The organism is Ilumatobacter sp., from assembly GCF_039969435.1.
GTDB lineage: Bacteria > Actinomycetota > Acidimicrobiia > Acidimicrobiales > Ilumatobacteraceae > Ilumatobacter_A.
This window is the reverse complement of sequence record NZ_JBDVNU010000030.1, coordinates 180,448-199,099: the sequence shown is the minus strand read 5'-3', so window position 1 is coordinate 199,099 and position 18,652 is coordinate 180,448. Positions and strand designations below refer to the sequence as shown.

Genomic DNA, 18,652 nt, shown 5'->3' with positions numbered 1-18,652 from the left:
GATGTTGTGGAGCCGGCTGCTCGGCGTGATCCCACTCCTGTTCATCGTGACGGTGATCGTCTTCGGGCTGATCTTCCTGGTCCCGGGTGACCCCGCTGTCACCCTCGCCGGCGAGAACGCGACCGAGGAACGCATCGACGAGGTCCGGTCCAATCTCGGGCTCGACGATCCGGTGGTCGTGCAGTACGGACGTTGGGTGGGCGACGCCGTGCAGGGGGACTTCGGTACGTCGTTGTTCAGCAGCGCCAAGGTGACCGATCTGGTGGGTGGTCGGTTCACCACGACCATCGTGCTGACCGCAGGGGCGCTCGTCTTCGCACTCGCTGTCGGAGTTCCCGCGGGCGTCCTGGCGGCATCCAAGCGAGGGAGCTGGGTCGACCGACTGGTCACGCTCGGCGCCACCACCGGGGTGGCGTTGCCGTCGTACTTCCTGGCGATGTTGCTGATCCTCTTCCTCGCCATCCGCAACTCCTGGCTTCCGGCCACCGGATACGTGCCGTTCGGCGACGACCCCGCCGAATGGGCGAAGAGCCTCGTGTTGCCGTCGATCGCCCTCGGGAGCAGCGGTGCCGCCGTCACGGCGCGCCAACTGCGCAGCTCGCTCATCGACGTCTTCGCCCAGGACTACGTGCGCACGGCACGGGCCAAGGGCATGCGTTCGCACACCGTGGTGCTCAAACACGCATTGAAGAACGCGGCCATCCCGGTCGTGACCGTCCTCGGACTGCAGATCTCGTTCCTGCTCGGTGGAACCGTCGTCATCGAACAGATCTTCGGGATCCCGGGCCTGGGCCAACTCGCCATCACGGCAGTCACCGAAGGTGACCTCCCCCTCATCCAAGGCATTGTCGTGGTGGCCACACTCGTCGTGATCGGGGTCAATCTGATCGTCGACCTGATGTACGGGTACCTCAACCCGAAGGTCCGCGCTCGATGACGGACGTGATCGGTCCCGAAACGCTGGTCGGCGGGTCGTCCGCAATGGTCGGCGCCGACCGACAACTCCTCCACCCGTCCGAGTCGCCCTCGCGCCGATTCCTGCGCCGGTTCACGGCGAACAAGGCCGCCGTGATCGCCGCGGCCTACCTCGTCGTGCTCGCACTGATCGCGATCCTCGCTCCGTGGATCGCACCACGAGATCCGAATGCACAGGACCTCGCGAACGTCATGGCCGGACCGTTCGACGGCGGCGTGATGGGAACGGACCAGCTCGGACGCGACGTCCTCAGCCGGATGATCCTCGCGTCGCGGATCGCCGTCGTGGCCGTGCTGCAAGCCGTTGCCGTGGGGCTCGCGCTCGGCGTGGTGCCCGGTCTGGTCGCCGGCTACTTCGGCGGGCGCGTCGACCGGCTGATCATGCGGGTCAACGACGCGATCATGAGTTTCCCGCCCCTGATCCTCGCCATCGCGATCGTCGGGGTCCTCGGGGCGAGCCTGACGAACGCGATGGTCGCGATCGGCATCGTCTTCGCACCGACGTTCCTCCGTCTCGTTCGAGCATCGGTCCTCTCGGTCCGCGAGGAGACGTTCATCGCAGCTGCTCGCGCCACGGGCACGCCGTCCCATCGCATCGTGCGCCGCCACGTCCTTCCCAACGTGCTGTCGCCGCTGCTGGTCCAGATTTCGCTGACCAGCGGCTTCGCGATGTTGGCCGAGGCGTCACTGAGCTTCCTGGGCCTCGGCGTGCAGCCGCCCGAATCATCGTGGGGCTCGATGCTGGCCAACGGATTCCGAGTGATGGAGAGCCAGCCGTGGCTGGTCGTGTTTCCCGGCGCAGCGATCGGATTGACCGTCCTCGCCTTCAACGTGCTGGGCGACGGGGCGCGTGATGCGATCGGACGAGAGGTGCGATCCGAATGACCGACGATCTGATCACGAGCGAAGCGAACACGGTCGGGAAGTCCGGTTCGCCCGTCGAGGGACGAACCGTCCTCTCGGTCGAGGACCTGAAGGTGGACTTCCTGACCGAGCAGGGGTGGGTCACGGTCGTCGACGGTGTCTCGTTCGACGTCGCTGCCGGCACGACCCTGGGCATCGTCGGGGAATCTGGGTCCGGCAAGACCGTCACGTCGATGGCCACCATGGGTCTCGTGCCGAGCCCTCCCGGCCGGGTCAGCCACGGCAGGGCGATGCTGGGCGATGTGGACCTGGTCGGCATCTCGGCGAGATCGTTGGAGGAGCATCGCGGTGCCGACATCGCGATGATCTTCCAGGAGCCGATGACGAGCCTCAACCCGGCGTTCACCATCGGCGAACAGATCGCCGAGGTGGTACGTCGCCACCGCGGAGCGTCACGGAGCGAGGCGAGACGTCGCGCCGTCGAGGTGCTCGACCTCGTGGGGATCCCCGCCGCTGCGGACCGCCTCGGCGCCTATCCCCACGAGTTCTCCGGTGGGATGCGTCAGCGCGTGATGATCGCGATGGCGCTCGCATGCGAGCCCGACGTACTGATCGCGGACGAGCCCACCACCGCGCTCGACGTCACGGTGCAGGCGCAGATCCTCGACCTCTTCCGAGATCTCCAGGCCGAACTCGGCATGGCGGTGGTGTTCATCACGCACGACCTCGGGGTGGTGGCCGACATCTGCGATCGGGTCGCAGTCATGTACGCAGGACAGATCGTGGAGGAGGGTGACGTGTTCGAGATCTTCGCCGATCCGCAACACCCCTACACGCAGGGTCTCCTCGAGGCGATGCCACAGGTGGGGTCACGCGGCTCGCAGCTCTCGTCGATTCCCGGTTCACCACCCGAACCGTGGGCGATGCCGTCGGGTTGTCGTTTCGCTCCACGCTGCGAGCACGTCACCGATGCGTGTCGAGAGCAGGCGATCGAACTCGTCGAGATCGGGCTGCAACGGACCGTCAGATGCATCCGCGCAGACGAGATCGGTGTGGCCCGATGAGCGCGTACGAGCGAGCCATCGAGCGTTCGGCCGACCCGCTGCTGCGGGTCGATCGTCTCGAGGTGAGCTTCACCCAGAAGCGCGGTCTGTTCGCCCGGCGACGTGTCCGTGCCGTCGACGACGTGTCGTTCACGATCGGCATCGGCGAGACGCTGGGTCTGGTGGGGGAGTCGGGATCCGGCAAGTCGACGACCGCCAACGCCATCGTCCGACTCCTCGAACCCGATGCCGGAACGATCGAACTCGGTGGGGTCGACATCACCCACATGTCCCAGCGAACCCTGCGTCCGCTTCGCGCCCGGATGCAGATGGTCTTCCAGGATCCGTACTCGTCGCTGGACCCGTCGATGGTCGTGGGGGACAGCATCGCCGAACCGATCCGTCTCCACGACGGGATGTCGCGAGCAATTCGCGACGAGCGCGTGGTCGACCTGCTCGAGTCCGTCGGGTTGGCCGCCCATCACCGCGACCGCTACCCGTACGAGTTCTCGGGTGGCCAGCGTCAGCGCGTGGCGATCGCACGAGCGCTCGCCGCCAACCCCGACCTCATCGTGCTCGACGAGGCGGTCAGCGCGCTCGACGTGTCGACCCAGAACCAGGTGATCAACCTCGTCGAGGATCTGCGCGAACGACTCGGACTGGCGTACCTCTTCATCGCCCACGATCTCTCCGTCGTCCGCCACATCAGTCACCGGGTCGCAGTGATGTACCTGGGTGCGCTCGTCGAGGTGGGTCCCGTGGAACGTGTCTACGAGCGGCCCGCACACCCGTACACCGAGGCGCTGCTGTCGGCGGTGCCGGTCCCCGATCCGGTGCGGCAGCGCAGCAGGGATCGGATCGTGCTCCCGGGTGACCCGCCCGATCCGAGCGCGCCACCCGCCGGCTGCCGGTTCCACACCCGGTGCGCCTACGTCATGGATCGGTGCCGGACCGAGATTCCACCGGTGGTCGCCGTCGAGGGAGGGGGAGAAGTGCGGTGTCACCTGCACACGCCCGACGCATCCGGAACCTCGACCGTCCACCTCGGAGCGACGCGGACGTCGTCGTGACGCGTTCTCCGGTTGCCGGCTCCGCAGGGCACTGACGAGGTTGTGACGTAGTGTCTGTCGGATGGCCCGGCCGACGATTCCGATGAGTCAGCGCGGACAGCGGACGCGGTCGGGGCTGCTCGACGCAGCTCGAACGGTCTTCGAGCGCGAGGGGTTCCTGGATGCACGGATCACCGACATCACGGATGCGGCGGGAGTCGCCCACGGCACCTTCTACACGTACTTCACGTCGAAGGAGGAGATCTTCCGTGAAGCGGTGCGGTTGCTCGGCGAGACGATGCTCGACGAGGCGAAGCCGGCGTCCTCCGTCCAGGCGCAATCGGTGGAGGCCCGCATCAGCGAAGCGAACCGAGCGTTCCTCCGGAGTTACCAGTCCCACGCTCCGATGATCGCCCTCGTGGAGCAGGTGGCCACGTTCGACGCGGAGATGCGAGAGTTCCGACGTCAGTCGCGCGAGGTCTTCGTCCGGCGCGTGGAGCGACAGATCCGCAGGCTTCGTGCCGACGGTGACGTCGACGTGGTGCTCGAACCCCGGTACGCAGCCGAGGCGTTGTGCTCGATGGTCGAGCGGTTCGCATACGTGTGGATGGTCCTGGGGGAGGACTACGAACACGATGCCGCACTTCACACGCTGAACGTCCTGTGGTGTCGTGCATTGGGACTCGGAGATCCACCGATCTGATTCCCTGCACGGGCGAGCAGCGATCAGGCCGGGGCCGCACGTGACGGCGACCGATGTGCGATCACGACGAACTCGAGGCCGGGCCGGTCGGGTGCGTCACGCACCTCGTCGACGTCGAAGCCGTGTGCCGCCAGGTCGGCCTCGATCTCGTCCAGGCTGCGGAACCGCAGCGTCGAGTCCGAGGTGACGATCTCCTGCGAGGCGACGAACCGGTGGTGGTGGCGGAACGACACGAGCGGCACGGCCACGTCGAGCACCGAGGTCCACGTGTCGACGTCGCCGACTGCCGTCGTGTGTCTCGTGGGCACCCCGTCGGTGTCCCAGTTCTCCCACGCCCGACGCGCGGGGTTCCGCGTCTCGAACACGAGTCGTCCGTCGGCTCGCAGTGCGCGTCCGATCCCGTCGAGCGCAGCCGACCACTCGTGGTCGGTCACGAACACCTGCGCCACGTTGCCGGTCATGACGGCGAGATCAGCGAGGGGCGGATCCGGGGGCAGCGCCGTCGCATCGCCGTGGATCCACGTCACGGCGTCGGCTCCGGGTTTGCCGCGTGCGATGTCGAGCGAGGCGAGGGCGGGATCGACGCCGACCACGTCGATGCCTCGCCCCGTGAGGCGACACGCCAGCGTTCCCGTCCCGCACCCGATGTCGAGGACGCGACGCGCATCGAGTTCGCCGACGATGTCGACGTAGAGATCCAGGTCGTCGCGATCACCGTCGATGTCGTCGTAGATCCGTGCGAGTCGCGGATCGGCGAAGATCGGATCGGCCGGCCGTGACACCCCGTCAACGTACCGATCCGAAACGGCGGCGAACGGAATCGGAACGATCGGTGAAGTCGGGTCGTGCGGCGTGCGTCGTCTGGTTCGATGGCGACATGAAGTTCATCCGCAACTGGAAGGTGAGCCTCCCGGCCGCCGGTGTCGTCCTCGCCGGACTCGCCTGGCTCGCATTCGGGTACTTCGGGATCCACACGGCCTTCGTCGACGACGAAGTCGCCGAGGCACTCCCCGAGTTCTCGGCACCTCCGGCTGCAGCCGACGATTCGGCCGTCGCGACCGTTCCCGACGAGGCGGACGCTCAGGTCGCGGGAACACCGGGAAGCGTCGAGTCGGCTGACGAGGTGGCGAGCACCGGGTCCGAGGTCGCCGCGCCCGGGCCCGACGAGGAATCCGGCGACGCCGGAGCCGCCGTGGAGACCGCCGGATCCCAGGAGGCACCCGGCTCGGCGCCACCGCAGCCGACCGTCGCCCCGCCTCCCTCCGAGCCGCAGATCGTGACCGAGGCGTCGGGTTCCTTCGCGGGGACGAGCCGGTACGACGTGACGGGCGAGGCGATCGTGCTCGGCAACGGCACAGGTCAGCGCTTCTTGCGCTTCGAGGAGTTCGAGTCGAGCAACGGACCCGACCTCAACGTCTACCTGTTCGATCCCGACGATCCCAACGACTTCATCGACCTCGGCGACCTGAAGGGCAACATCGGCGAACAGAACTACGAGATCGCGGCCGATGTCGACCTCGACCGGTACAGCCGGGTCTCGATCTGGTGCGTCCGCTTCAGCACCGCCTTCGGCAACGCCGACCTCGTCGCCGCCTGAGCGGCGGGCCGTGACTCCGCCTCCCCGACACCGGCGGGCCGCACCCCACCGGCCACGGGACCCGGACGGTCGTCCGCCACGCGCCTTCGTGACGGTTGCGCGTCGGGGCCTGATTTGGCACTCTCGATTGCCGGTTGCCAATCGACGTGGAGAGGTCTAGCGTTGGCAGTCGGTTGAGGGGAGTGCCAACGGGGTACACCCTGACGCTGTGAGTCGGCGTGAGTCATCGCCGAATCATCGACACCCGCAACAACGTGACTGCCAATGGAGGCAAGAACTCATGAACCTGAAGCCACTCGATGACCGCATCGTGGTCCGACCCGCCGAGGCCGAGACGCAGACCGCTTCCGGTCTCGTCATCCCCGACTCCGCCAAGGAGAAGCCCCAGCAGGGTGAAGTTCTCGCCGTGGGCCCGGGCAAGCGCTCCGACACCACCGGCGAACTGATCGAAGTCGGCATCAACGTCGGCGACACCGTCCTGTACAGCAAGTACGGCGGCACCGAGGTCAGCAACGACGGCGAAGACCTGCTCGTCCTCAACAGCCGGGACGTGCTCGCCATCGTCGGCTGACGATGACCCTGAGCACCCCGCTGAAACCACACACAGATCGCTAGGAGAAAACAACAATGGCAAAGATTCTGAAGTTCGACGACGAAGCTCGTCGCGCACTCGAAGCAGGCGTCAACAAGCTCGCTGACGCCGTCAAGGTCACGATCGGTCCCAAGGGCCGCAACGTCGTCCTCGACAAGAAGTTCGGCGCACCGACCATCACCAACGACGGTGTGTCGATCGCCAAGGAGATCGAACTCGACGACGTGTTCGAGAACATGGGCGCTCAGCTCGTGAAGGAAGTCGCCACCAAGACCGACGACATCGCCGGCGACGGCACCACCACCGCCACCGTGCTCGCACAGGCGATGGTCAACGCCGGCATGAAGAACGTCGCCGCCGGAGCGAACCCGATGGAGATCAAGCGCGGCATCGAGAAGGCCGTCGTGGCCGCCGTCGCATCGATCGCCAAGCAGTCCAAGGTCGTCGACGACAAGAAGGACATCGCGTCCGTCGCCACCATCTCGGCCGCCGACGAGTCGATCGGCCAGGTCATCGCCGACGCCATCGACAAGGTCGGCAAGGACGGCGTGGTCACGGTCGAGGAGTCGAACACGTTCGGCACCGAGCTCGACTTCACCGAGGGCATGCAGTTCGACAAGGGCTACCTGTCGCCGTACTTCGTGACCGACACCGAGCGTCAGGAAGTCGTCCTCGAGGACGCCTACGTCCTGCTGCACAGCGCCAAGATCAGCACCGTCCAGACGATGCTCCCGACCCTCGAAGCAGTGATGCAGACCGGCAAGCCGCTCGTCATCATCGCCGAGGACATCGAAGGCGAAGCACTCGCCACCCTCGTGGTGAACAAGATCCGCGGCACGTTCAACGCTGCGGCCGTCAAGGCCCCCGGCTTCGGCGACCGCCGCAAGGCGATGCTGCAGGACATGGCCGTCCTCACCGGCGGCCAGGTCATCAGCGAAGAAGTCGGCCTCAAGCTCGACTCCGTCACGCTCGACCTGCTCGGCACGGCCAAGCGCATCGTGATCACCAAGGACAACACCACGATCGTGGACGGTGGCGGCGACAAGGCCGACATCGACGGTCGCGTCAACCAGATCAAGGCCGAGATCGAGAACACCGACTCCGACTGGGACCGTGAGAAGCTCCAGGAGCGTCTCGCGAAGCTGGCCGGCGGTGTGGCGCTGATCAAGGTCGGCGCCGCCACCGAGGTGGAGCTCAAGGAGAAGAAGCACCGCATCGAAGACGCCGTGTCGTCGGTTCGTGCAGCCATCGAGGAAGGCGTGGTCGCCGGTGGCGGCACCGCACTGATCCGTGCACGCAAGGACGTCTGGGCCGTCGTGGAGACCCTCGAGGGCGACGAGCAGACCGGCGCCAAGGCAGTGTGGACGGCGCTCATCGCTCCGGGCCTCAACATCGCCAACAACGCCGGCCTCGAAGGGGCCGTCGTGGTCAAGGAAGTCGAAGCTGCCAAGGGTTCCAAGGGCATGAACGCCCGGACCGGGGTCATGGAAGACCTCGTCGCCGCCGGCATCATCGACCCGGCCAAGGTCACCCGTGCGGGCCTGCAGAACGCAGCGTCCATCGCAGCGATGCTGCTGACCACCGAAGTCCTCGTCGCCGACGAGCCCGAAGCCGATGGCGGCATGGGCGGCATGGGCGGCGGCGGCATGGGTGGCATGGGCGGCATGATGTGACCACCTGCCGAGGCACCGCCTCGGCACGCATGACGTTCTGACGGGCGGATCGGCATCGAGCCGGTCCGCCCGTCGGCGTTTTCGTCCAGCTGAACCAGTTGCGGTGAGTCTCCGTCGGGCCTGGGCCGACGCAGACTCACCGGTGGGGGTGTGCAGTCAGGGGGAGAGGCGGAGTTCCTTCAGGCCGCGGATGACGAAGGTCGGGTGGTACTCGGGCTCGGCCGCCAGGGTGAGGTCCGGGAAGCGACGCACGATGCCGTCCACCGACACCGCCAACTCCATGCGGGCGAGCGGGGCGCCGATGCAGAAGTGGATGCCGCCGCCGAAGCCGACGTGGCTCGGGTCGTTGCGGCCGATGTCGAAGCGGCCCGGATCGTCGAAGCGGCGCGGGTCGCGCTGCGCCGACCCGAACAGCATCGCCACCTCCTGGCCGACGTCGATCGGTTGACCGGCGATCTCGACTCCGTCGTCGAGCACCCATCGTTCGAACATCTGCAGCGGTGCGTCGTAGCGCAGCAGTTCCTCGACGGAGTCGCCGGGTGCCAACTCGCCCGACGTGAGCCGCCGCCACTGATCCGGGTGATGCATCAGCGCACGGAAGCCGTTGCCCAACGTGTTCACCGTGGCTTCGTGTCCGGCCTCGACCAGCACCATCGTGGTGCAGACGATCTCGTCCTCGGTCAACGAGTCCCCCTCGTCGGTCACCTGCACCAACTGCGAGACGAGCAGGTCGTCGGGGTGCCGACGCTTCTCTGCGATCAGTTCCCGGGTGTACGCGATGTACTCCTCGGCGGCGCGATTCGCCGCCACCCTCGTCGCGTCGGCCGACGTCAGCTCGTACATCTTGACGATCGCGTGCGACCACGCGAGGAGGCGATCGGCGTCCTCGACGGGTACACCGAGCATCGAGCAGATCACGGCCACCGAGTACGGCTGCGCGTAGTCGCCGAGGAGATCGAACGATCCGGCGTCGGCGGCGATCTCGGCACAGCGGTCGAGCCGCTGGTCGGCGAACGCGGTGACCCGGCCACGCAGGCGTGCGATCGAGGTCGGCGTGAACACCTTGGAGACCAGACGACGGAGCCTCGTGTGATCGGGCGGCTCGAGGCTGAGGAGCGACCACCGTTCGTGCTCGTGGAAGGCCGCCCACCGTGGATCGGGTGCCGGTCGACCGAACTCCTCGTGGGAGTAGCGGTGGGTGAAGCCTCGGCCCACCCGCCGGTCGCGCAGGGTCGAGGCGATGTCGGCGAAGCGGGTCAGCATCCATTGACCACTGGACGGGTTCCAGAAGATCGGTGTCGCTTCGCGCAGAGCATCCAGTGCGGGATACGGGTCGTCGATGAACGAGGGGTCGGTCACGTCGAGACGGGCGATCAGATCGGACGGAGCGTGCCCGTCGTCGAGGTGATCGGGTCGTGCGCCGGCGACGGATTCTCCGCCGTTCCCGTCGTCGGTCGTCGCGTCGGGGTCCATGTCGACCAGCGTGCCACGCGAGCCCCCTCGGCGCGCTCTTCGATACCCTGCGACCATGGCGACCGAGTCGAACCGCGCAATGCGCCCGTTCTGGATGCACCAACTCGTCGAGTACATCATCGGTGCCTGTTTCATCTCGACCGCCATCCCCAGTTCCACGCCGATCATCCCGCTCGTGCTCGGTGGTCTGATCATCGTCAACGCCGCGATCTCCACCGGTCCGGCGGGAGCGTTCCGGCTGGTGCACCGTCAGGTCCACCGGTTGTTCGACGTGGCGCTCATCGGTGCCACGGTGGTGGCGTCGGCCCAGCCGGTCTACGCCGTCCAGAACTCGACCCGAGCGATCATGCTCCTGCTCGCACTCGTCCTGGGTTTCGTGTGGTGGAACACCGACTTCGCGACTCGAAACGAGCGCAAGGACCGTCGTCGGGGGCGTTCGCGCACTGCCACCGGGGCGACGGGCACGGCCCCGAGATCCGATCCGTCGGACACCAAGGTCGACCCGGAGATCGCGGGTCGGATGGCGGGCCGTTCGGCCGCACAGACCTTCCTCGCGGCGAAGCGTTTGAAGAAGGCGATGATCGACGACCGCAACAGGTCGGACTCGGCATGACCACCGGACGACGCTCGTAGACTCGCACCCATGAGCTTCGAGCAGCCGGCACCCGACCTGACGAAGATCCTCGCCGCGTGGGAGGAGTTCGAGAAGGGCGAGGAGGCCCCCGGTCGGGTCCTCGCGAACATGAAGACCGCTGGACTCGACGTCGTTCTCGCGGAATTGACCGCATCGGGCTGGACCCCTTCGGCTTCGTGAACCCGGCGCGGTGGATCGTCGCAGTCGTGTGACGCGAACCGCATGGTGACAGAGACGACGATGTGTCGAGGCGCGACGTGTTGGGGAGATGTCGAGGTGTCCGACCCCGGGTGTTGCGGAAGGTGTGGCGGTGTCTGACCCCGGGTCGGTGCAGCGGCGGGCCGGTGGCAGGCAGGTGATCCCGCGACCGGCGAACACCGTCGTCGAAGTCGATCCGCCGTGGCCGCTCGGTGCGACCTGGAGCGTCGAGCAGTTGGTTGCTCCCGTCGCAGCGACCTCGGCACCGCTGATCCCCACCTTCGCCGACGCTCGCAACTCCGCCGTCCTGCTGGTCCTCGCCGACGGTCCGGACGGAGCCGAGGTGCTCCTGACCCGGCGATCGATGCACCTGCGGAACCACAAGGGCGAGATGAGTTTCCCCGGGGGTCGATGCGACCCCGGTGAAACGCCGGTGCAGACCGCTCTGCGAGAAGCGCACGAGGAGATCGGCCTCGATCCGGCCCGACCCACGATCGTGGGGGAGTTGGAACACCTGTCGACGATCGTGTCGAAGAGCTACATCGTGCCGATCGTGGCAACGCTCGACGAGCGGATCGAGCTGAGCCCGCAGACCATGGAGGCCGACCGGGTGATGTGGACGCCGATCGCCGACCTCACCCGGCCCGGCACGTACCACCGCGAACGCTGGGGCCTCGCCCCGCTCGACCGTCCGTTGCACTTCTTCCACCTCGACGACGAGACGGTGTGGGGGGCCACGGCCCGGATCCTCGTCGATCTGCTCGTCCTGCCACGCTGACAGGTCGGTCGGGGTCAGACCCCGGCGCCGTCCCGGCGTGACAGCGGGGCGATGTCAGGGGTCGAGCACGAGGGCGTTGCCGCAGACCGGGACGTCGGTCAGGTAGCCGGCGACGTCGGCGATGAGGTGGGTCGAACTCGTCGTGGCGAGGCAGACGGTGCCCGTGCCCGACAACTTGACGGTCGTGAGGTTCGCCACGGTTCGACCGGGGCGGATGTTCAGGTTCGACACCGTCGGTCGGATCTGATCACACGGCCACACCGTGACGAATCCGATCCCGTCGGCCTGCGCTGCGGTCACGTTCATCACGACGGCGTCGGCGCCGGCGGCCGCGCCCGGTGTCGGTGCGACGTCGAGTTCGACCACCGTCGACGGTGTGACCCGTCCGGCGGTCGCCACCCCGATCGGTCGGCGGGTGTCGAGGATGCGAGTCGGAGCCAGGTCGACGAGGCCTGCGGGCCGATCGAGCCCGTACCAGGTGGACAGGTCGGCGACGAGGTGGACGTCCTGGGACGTGTACAGGCACACGGTGCCGTCGGTGGAGACCGCGGTCGTGACGAGGTTGGGGGAGGCCTCTCCTGCCCGGAAGTTGAGGTTCGAGGTGGTGGGCCGGGAGGCGTCGCAGGGGTAGACGGTGACGAAACCGTTCCGGTCGGATCCGGTGGCCGTGACGTTCAACGTGGCGGCGCCTGCGTCAGCGGGCACCCCGGCGCCGGTCACCTGGAGTTCGATCTCGTTGCCGGCGGTCACGCGACCGGCGATCGACGTACCGACGGCCGACCGGGTGTCGAGGATGCGGACCGGCTCGACCGGCACGGCGTGCAGCCCGCCGTCGTCCTCGTAGGTGCCGTTGACGTCGGCGATCACGTGCACCTCGCTGCTCGCCTCGATGCAGACGGTCCCGCGAGGGCTGAGCTTGGTGACCACGAGGTTCGGCACCGCACCCGACGTGGTGAAGTTGAGGTTGGACACCTCGGGTCGTGCGCCGGTGCACGGCCACACGGTCAGGAAGCCGTCGGCCCGAGCGTTCGCCGCCGTGACATTCATGCTCACGGCGGTCGTGAGGGGCCCGACCAGGTCGCCGAAGGAGAGTTCCAGGGGAGTGTTCGCCCTCAGTGTCGAGGTGTCGGGGCGGAGCACGCCGCTGTTCGAGACGGCTGCCCGGCCGGTTCCGTTGCGGGTGTCGAGCCGGCGGACCGGGTTGATCGAGCGCAGGCTCGGGGCCGGTACCTGGGCGGGGACGAAGTTCCATCTCGGTGGGAGCGCCTCGGGGTTCGGGCCGTCGCTGCGGAGTTCGCCGAGCAGAGTGGTGCGCAGCGTGACGGCGGTACTGGCGTAGACGCAGATGTCCTCACCGGGGTCCACGGAGACGGCGGCGACGTTGGCGACCCGCCCGCGCGCGAACGACAGGTCGGCGAACACGGGCCGCGGGCCGTCGCAGCCGGAGGCGCTGATGAAGCCTGGTTCCTCGCTCAGCAGGGCTTCCAGCCCGACGAGTGCCGCGGTGGCGTCGGTCGTGACCTGAGCCGGTCGTGGGATCCGGGTCGTCGCGTTCCCCGCAAGCGTCTGTGTCGACACGGCGATCGGGCTCGGCAGTGGCACGTACTGGTCGGCGGTGCCCGTCGACGCGGCCGACACGCTGCCACCGTCGTCGACGATCACGTGGATCGGCACGGTGGAGGTCAGACAGGAACTGTCCGACGTGAAGATCCGGTGGAACTGGACGGGTTGTGCCGGGTCGAGGCGGAACGTGACGCGGTCGGTGGGAGCGGGCTCGCTGCACGGGTGGACCACGGCCGAACCCGGGGCCTCGGGAGCCACGGCCCAGACCTGCAGGATGCCCGAACCCAACTGGATCGTGGTGACCCTCCCCTGTGGAGCGCCGTCGCCGACGCGGGTGTCGATGGTCCGCACCGGGGGATCGTCGACCTCGATCCTGCCTGCCGGAGCGGCCGAGGCCGTCGAGGTGACGACGGCACCGAGGAGGAGTGCGATGACGGCCGATCGGGCGATTCGAGCCTTCATCACCGCCACACTACGACGCCTCCGTGGGCCCGAAGCCGCGCCGGGCGTCCGGTCCCACCGACGTAGGGGCGACCCGGGGACCGCCGTTCAGGCGCCCCAACCACCCGAGAAGTCGAAGAACTGGCCGGTCTGGAACCGGTTCATCCCGTCGAGCAGTGGGGCGGTCACGTGGGCCAGTTCGTTCATCGTGCCGAGGCGACGCATCGGCGTCTGCGCTTCGATCCTGGCTCGCCGTTCCGGATCATCGGCCCCGCTCGCAGCGATGAAACCGGGGAAGTCCATGAAGTTGGTCCCGACGGCGTTCACCTGGATGCCGTCGCGAGCGTGCTCGAGGCCCACCGCCCGCACGATGCCGTTCGCCCCGGCGCGGGTGCCACCGTAGATCGACGTGATGGGGTCGGGGCGTCCACCGGTCGCCGAGGTGAACACCACGACCTGGCCGGATCCGGCGGCGACCATCGGGGGCAGCACCGCTTGGAGCGCGTGGAACACCATGTCGAGGTTGGTCCGCTTGATCCGTTCCCACTGCTGCTCGGTCATGTCGAGGAACTTGCCGACGACGATGGCTCCGGTCACGAAGCAGGCCGAGTCGAGCCGGCCGAACCGGTCGATGCATCGCGCGACGAGCGACCGGTTGCCGTCGGCGGTGCTGAGATCGACGTCGGTGACGGTGTCGACCCGTGCGCCGCGCGCCTCGAGGTCGGGAATCTGGTCGGCGAAGGAGACCTCCACGCCGACCATGGAGTCGGAGTCGGCCATCCCCTGCAGCACGAGGTCGAAGCCGCGGTCGGCCATCGTTCGTGCCAGCGCGGGGCCGACGTATCCGGTGGCCATGGTGATCAGTGCGACGGGACGCGTCATCTCTCCATGTTCACACAGACCTCTGCAGCAGTTCCCAGGCGGCGTCGACGTGTTCGGAACGAGTGGTGTGTGACCCGATCGAGATGCGCAGGACCGATCGACCGTCGAGCACGGTGCGGGTGAACAGTGCGGTGCCCGAAGCGTTGGCCCGTTCGATCAGTGCATCGGTTGTTTCGTTGCCGGCGCGTGCGGCGAGGCACAGGAGGTTGAGCGGGTGCGGTGCGACGACCTCGAAGCGGTGGTCGGCCCGAGCCGCGGTGGCGAGACTCTGCGTCAGTTGCACGTCGCGTCGGATCCGTTCCCGGAACGCATCGACGCCGTCCATCCTGATCGTGAACCACAGCTTGAGAGCCCGGAACCGGCGGCCGAGCGGGATCTGCCAGTCGCGATAGTCGATGACGGCGCCCGACTCGGCCGCGGCCGACCGGAGGTAGTCGGGGAGGATGCTCAGGGCACCGAGCAGCGAGGCACGATCGCCGGTCCAGTAGGTGGTGCAGTCGAAGTTGACGCCCATCCACTTGTGCGGGTTGGTGCAGTAGGAGTCGGCGAGTTCGATTCCGCTGTTCACCCATCGGTACTCGGGGACCAGTGCAGCGATGCCGGCCATCGCACCGTCGACGTGGAACCAGATGCCGTGCTCGCGGCAGATCGTCCCGATCTCGGCTGAGGGGTCGAAGGCCATCGACGACGTGGACCCGTGGTTCGCGTTGACGAAGAACGGCACCAGCCCGGCCGCGAGGTCGGCTGCGATCATCTCGCGCAGGGCGTCGGGTCGCATCGCGAACTGCTCGTCGTGGGGGACCGTTCGCATCCGGTCGGTGCCGATGCCGGCGATCCGCAGGCCCTTCTCGATGCTCGAATGCGACTGGCTGGTCGCGTAGGCGACGAGCCCCGTCGTGTCTCCTCCGGCGTTGACGGCGCCGTTCGTGGCCCGGTGCCGCGCCGACAGGATCGCCACGAGTGTGGCCTCGCTCGCCGACCCCTGGATCACGCCGCCGCCGGTGTCGCTCGTGGAACGGAACGACTCGGGCAGACCGAGCAGTTCCTGCATCCAGTCGAGCATCAGTGTCTCGACCTCGGTGCACGCCGGCGACGTCACCCAACTCATGCCCTGCACGCCGAGTCCCGCCGACAGCAGTTCGCCGAGGATCGACGGGTAGCTCACGTTCGCCGGGAAGTACGCGAACCACCCCGGGTGCTGCCAGTTGGTGATGCCGGGGACGATCACGCGTTCCACGTCGGCCATCACGGCGTCGAACGTCTCGCGTTCGGTGGGCGGATGTTCGGGCAGTGCCGCTCGGACATCACCGGGTGCGACCGTCGGCTGAACGGGTCGACGAGAGACGCTGCGCTCGTTCGGGGCGCCGTCGGCACCGGCGCTCGTGTCCAGATGGTCGGCGATGAAGTCGATCAACTCGTGTCCGGCGCGTCGGAACTCCTCGGGCGTCATGGCGTGCAGGGTAGGTCTGGTTCGGCCTGTGGTCGACTTGCGGACGCTGGTGAAAAACCGTAACTTGTGGCCGTTCGCACCAGCCCAGGAGTCACCGATGCCGTACGCCCACCGTCCCCACGTCCTCGATGCCGACAGTCACCTGATGGAAGGTCTGACGTGGTTGCGGGATCATGCCGATCCCTCGGTCCGCGAGCTGCTGCCCGACCTGACGCCGGCACTCGACAAGGGTGGCGTCGGCGCCGCCTCGAAGATCGCGCAGGGCCTGGCGCGCATCGGTGACGTGGACAGAGCCGATGAACTCGCCGAGGACGTGATCGCATCGGCCAAGGGCTGGATGGCGCTCGGAGCGATGGACCCGGCCGAACGCACCCGGGCGCTCGACCTCCTCGGCTTCGGGTCCCAGCTCGTGTTCTCCACGTTCTCCGTCGGCCTGTTCGCCTTCGCCCAGGATCCCGACGTCGTCTACGGCGGCACACGTGCGCACAACCGGATGATGACCGAGTTCTGCAACGGCGACGACCGCCTGGTCAGCGTCGGCTTCCTGCCACTCGACGATCCGGACCGCACCCTGGCGGCGGTGGACGAGGCTCTCGAGATGGGTTGCGGTGCACTGTGGCTCGCCCACGCCACGTCCGCCGGACGCTCGCCCGCGCACGTCGACAACGACCCGGTGTGGGCGGCGATCCAGGACGCAGGCATTCCGATCGTGATGCACGTCGGCGGCGGGAAGAGCTCGGTGTCCAAGGGCTGGCACGACAACGGCCTGCCGCGACCGAAGGACCTCCACGGGGGCGGGGAGAACCTGCGCGCCAAGGATCTTCCGTCGGTTCACCACGCGGCCGAGACCTGGTTGTCGGTGATGATCCTCGACGGGGTGTTCGATCGCTTTCCCGGACTCCGCTGCGGCGTGATCGAGATGGGTGCGTCGTGGGCCCCATCGCTGATGAGCCGCCTCGACTACGCCGCCAAGAGCTTCTCGCGGACCGAACCGCGCATTGCGGAGCTGTCGATGAAGCCATCCGACTTCATCCGGAGGCAGATTCGGTTCACGCCGTTCCCGGGCGAGGACGTCGCCCAGATGATCGCTCACTCCGGTCCCGAGCTGTACCTCTTCTCCAGCGACTATCCGCACCCCGAGGGGACGAAGGATCCGATCGGCAAGTTCGAGAAGTCGTTCGACGCATGCGACGTCGACCAGGCAGCGCGTCAGATGTTCTACGAGGACAACTACCGGACGCTCCTGGGCGCCTGAACGCGATGAGGGGAGCCGCCGTCGTCTCCGAGCCGCGCCGTCGCATGCGCAGCGACGATCGACGCCGCCAACTCCTCGACACCGCCGCACGCCTCGTCGTCGAGCACGGTGCCGCGGCGCTCAGCATGGAACGGTTGGCGAGCGAGGCCGGGGTGTCCAAGGCGTTGCCCTATCGGCACTTCGAGAACGGTGACGAGGTGCTGGTGGAGTTGTTCCGGCGTGAGACCGGCGGTCTGGGGCGTGAGGTGTGGCGGGCCCTGCGCGACGCCTCGCCCGACAGCGACCGCATCGGAGTCGGGGTGAAAGCGTACTTCGACGGCGTCGTCGATCGCGGAGATGTGCTGGCAGCGCTCTCGCGTCCGGGCTCCACCATCGCATCGGTCGCCGACCCGGACCGGGCCGGGGTGGTGTTCGAGGTCGAGGTGCTGCACCGCTTCCACGGCGTGCCACGAGATCGGGCCAAGGACATCGCCGGGATGATCCAGGGGGCCCTCGTGGGTGCGGTCGGCACGCTCCACGCCGGCTTCGGTTCCCGAGATCAACTCGAAGCGGACCTCGTCGCGCTGATCCGTGGTCTCGTCGATTCCCCTGGTTGACGACGTTCGGTCGGCATCTCGCGGACGGTGTCGACTGGCGCCGACTCAACCGATCCGGATCGACTGGCCGCCGTCGACCGGGAGGATCACGCCGGTGATCCAACCCGCCTCGGCGGATGCGAGGAAGAGCGCGGCGTTGGCCACGTCCCACCCCGATCCCTGACGTCCGAGCGGCACCTGTCGAGCCCGGCCCGCCGCGTAGTCCCCACGGTCGATGCCGAGCGCTTGGGCTGCTGCGTCGACGCCCATCGGCGTGTCGACGAAGCCCGGCATGATCGCGTTGGCACGCACGCCGTACTTCGCGTTGGTGATCGCAAGGCTTGTCGTGAGCGTGTTGACGCCGGCCTTCGACAGCCGGTAGGCCGTCAGGTTGCCGGCCGAAGCGATGGCGGCGAGGGACGAGACGTTGACGATCGCACCGCTGTCGGATCGGCGGAGCTCCGGGACCGCAGCGCGACACGTACGCCACAGTGCCCGCAGGTTGACGTCCATGATCCGGTCGTAGGCATCGTCGCCGAGGCGGTGGGGTGGGCCGTCCCCGGCGCCGATCCCGACGTTGTTGTGGAGGATGTCGATCCCGCCGAGCGACTCGACCGCACTGCGCACGATCGCGTCCGGCGCGTCGTCGTCGGTGATGTCGGCGACCACGGACACCACCTGGGTGGAACCGTCGACCTCGGCGTCGATCATCGCCACGGTGTCGGCGAGTTGTTCTGCCGACCGGTCCACCAACACGAGTCGGGCACCGGCCCGAGCGAACGTGATGGCGGTCGCCCGACCGTTGCCGATGGTCTCGCCGGGGGTCTGCCCCGCACCGACGATCACCGCCCGTCTGCCTTCGAGTCGTCGACCGTCGTGGTGGAGTTGTGTCGTCGCGGTCACGGTG

The 18,652-nt window shown here is 67.8% G+C and carries 19 protein-coding genes; 13 read left to right on the top strand and 6 right to left on the bottom strand.

Annotated features, from left to right (window positions below; genetic code table 11):
* Position 1 precedes the first annotated feature (1 nt).
* The 5 genes from ABJK40_RS15825 (at position 2) to ABJK40_RS15805 (ending at position 4,634) form a co-directional block, all read left to right on the top strand.
* A complete protein-coding gene (locus ABJK40_RS15825; RefSeq protein ID WP_348478366.1) occupies positions 2-937 on the top strand; it encodes an ABC transporter permease in 936 nt (311 codons plus the stop codon).
* Positions 934-1,860 (top strand): ABC transporter permease, encoded by a 927-nt coding sequence (locus ABJK40_RS15820; RefSeq protein ID WP_348478365.1) that lies wholly within the window; start codon positions 934-936, stop codon positions 1,858-1,860. The genes ABJK40_RS15825 and ABJK40_RS15820 overlap by 4 nt, the downstream gene beginning before the upstream one ends.
* The gene (locus ABJK40_RS15815; protein ID WP_348478364.1) at positions 1,857-2,903 is read left to right on the top strand and encodes an ABC transporter ATP-binding protein; all 1,047 of its coding nucleotides are present in this window, start codon (positions 1,857-1,859) and stop codon (positions 2,901-2,903) included. Before ABJK40_RS15820 ends, ABJK40_RS15815 begins: the two co-directional genes overlap by 4 nt.
* Positions 2,900-3,952, top strand: coding sequence for an ABC transporter ATP-binding protein (locus ABJK40_RS15810; protein WP_348478363.1), 1,053 nt, complete (start codon positions 2,900-2,902; stop codon positions 3,950-3,952). The genes ABJK40_RS15815 and ABJK40_RS15810 overlap by 4 nt, the downstream gene beginning before the upstream one ends.
* 61 nt (positions 3,953-4,013) lie before the next feature.
* On the top strand, positions 4,014-4,634 hold the full coding sequence (locus ABJK40_RS15805; protein WP_348478362.1) for a TetR/AcrR family transcriptional regulator: 621 nt from the start codon (positions 4,014-4,016) through the stop codon (positions 4,632-4,634).
* Positions 4,635-4,657: 23 nt separating this feature from the next.
* On the opposite strand, the gene ABJK40_RS15800 is transcribed toward ABJK40_RS15805, so the two are convergent.
* The gene (locus ABJK40_RS15800) at positions 4,658-5,416 is read right to left on the bottom strand and encodes a class I SAM-dependent methyltransferase (RefSeq protein WP_348478361.1); all 759 of its coding nucleotides are present in this window, start codon (positions 5,414-5,416) and stop codon (positions 4,658-4,660) included.
* Positions 5,417-5,511: 95 nt separating this feature from the next.
* Between ABJK40_RS15800 and ABJK40_RS15795 the strand changes: the two genes are divergently transcribed.
* The 3 genes from ABJK40_RS15795 to groL all read left to right on the top strand — a co-directional run bounded on the left by ABJK40_RS15795 (position 5,512) and on the right by groL (position 8,496).
* Positions 5,512-6,231 (top strand): DM13 domain-containing protein, encoded by a 720-nt coding sequence (locus tag ABJK40_RS15795; RefSeq protein ID WP_348478359.1) that lies wholly within the window; start codon positions 5,512-5,514, stop codon positions 6,229-6,231.
* Between the two features lie 280 nt (positions 6,232-6,511).
* The gene (groES, locus tag ABJK40_RS15790; protein ID WP_348478358.1) at positions 6,512-6,802 is read left to right on the top strand and encodes a co-chaperone GroES; all 291 of its coding nucleotides are present in this window, start codon (positions 6,512-6,514) and stop codon (positions 6,800-6,802) included.
* A 56-nt stretch (positions 6,803-6,858) separates the two neighbouring features.
* Positions 6,859-8,496, top strand: coding sequence for a chaperonin GroEL (gene groL / locus ABJK40_RS15785; RefSeq protein ID WP_348478357.1), 1,638 nt, complete (start codon positions 6,859-6,861; stop codon positions 8,494-8,496).
* Between the two features lie 156 nt (positions 8,497-8,652).
* Here the strand turns inward: groL and ABJK40_RS15780 are convergent, their stop codons facing one another.
* Positions 8,653-9,969 carry a cytochrome P450 gene (locus tag ABJK40_RS15780; RefSeq protein ID WP_348478356.1) on the bottom strand — a complete coding sequence of 439 codons (1,317 nt, stop codon included), beginning with the start codon at positions 9,967-9,969 and terminating at the stop codon, positions 8,653-8,655.
* Positions 9,970-10,024: 55 nt separating this feature from the next.
* Here ABJK40_RS15780 and ABJK40_RS15775 point away from each other — a divergent pair, with 55 nt between their 5' ends.
* The 3 genes from ABJK40_RS15775 (at position 10,025) to ABJK40_RS15765 (ending at position 11,579) form a co-directional block, all read left to right on the top strand.
* Entirely contained in the window at positions 10,025-10,582 is a 558-nt protein-coding gene (locus tag ABJK40_RS15775) for a hypothetical protein (protein WP_348478355.1), read from the top strand.
* Between the two features lie 30 nt (positions 10,583-10,612).
* On the top strand, positions 10,613-10,783 hold the full coding sequence (locus ABJK40_RS15770; RefSeq protein WP_348478354.1) for a hypothetical protein: 171 nt from the start codon (positions 10,613-10,615) through the stop codon (positions 10,781-10,783).
* A 130-nt stretch (positions 10,784-10,913) separates the two neighbouring features.
* Positions 10,914-11,579 (top strand): CoA pyrophosphatase, encoded by a 666-nt coding sequence (locus ABJK40_RS15765; protein ID WP_348478353.1) that lies wholly within the window; start codon positions 10,914-10,916, stop codon positions 11,577-11,579.
* A gap of 54 nt (positions 11,580-11,633) precedes the next feature.
* On the opposite strand, the gene ABJK40_RS15760 is transcribed toward ABJK40_RS15765, so the two are convergent.
* From ABJK40_RS15760 to ABJK40_RS15750, 3 genes are all read right to left on the bottom strand, one after another.
* The gene (locus ABJK40_RS15760) at positions 11,634-13,604 is read right to left on the bottom strand and encodes a hypothetical protein (RefSeq protein WP_348478352.1); all 1,971 of its coding nucleotides are present in this window, start codon (positions 13,602-13,604) and stop codon (positions 11,634-11,636) included.
* Positions 13,605-13,691: 87 nt separating this feature from the next.
* Positions 13,692-14,465, bottom strand: coding sequence for an SDR family oxidoreductase (locus ABJK40_RS15755; protein WP_348478351.1), 774 nt, complete (start codon positions 14,463-14,465; stop codon positions 13,692-13,694).
* A gap of 10 nt (positions 14,466-14,475) precedes the next feature.
* On the bottom strand, positions 14,476-15,915 hold the full coding sequence (locus tag ABJK40_RS15750) for a pyridoxal-dependent decarboxylase (RefSeq protein WP_348478350.1): 1,440 nt from the start codon (positions 15,913-15,915) through the stop codon (positions 14,476-14,478).
* Positions 15,916-16,012: 97 nt separating this feature from the next.
* On the opposite strand from ABJK40_RS15750, the gene ABJK40_RS15745 reads away from it, so the two are divergent.
* Positions 16,013-17,170, top strand: a complete 1,158-nt coding sequence (locus tag ABJK40_RS15745; RefSeq protein WP_348478348.1) for an amidohydrolase family protein — start codon at positions 16,013-16,015, stop codon at positions 17,168-17,170.
* 5 nt (positions 17,171-17,175) lie between these two features.
* Positions 17,176-17,766 (top strand): TetR/AcrR family transcriptional regulator, encoded by a 591-nt coding sequence (locus tag ABJK40_RS15740; RefSeq protein WP_348478346.1) that lies wholly within the window; start codon positions 17,176-17,178, stop codon positions 17,764-17,766.
* 45 nt (positions 17,767-17,811) lie between these two features.
* Here ABJK40_RS15740 and ABJK40_RS15735 read toward each other — a convergent pair whose 3' ends face one another.
* Positions 17,812-18,648, bottom strand: a complete 837-nt coding sequence (locus ABJK40_RS15735) for an SDR family oxidoreductase (RefSeq protein WP_348478344.1) — start codon at positions 18,646-18,648, stop codon at positions 17,812-17,814.
* Positions 18,649-18,652 lie beyond the last annotated feature (4 nt).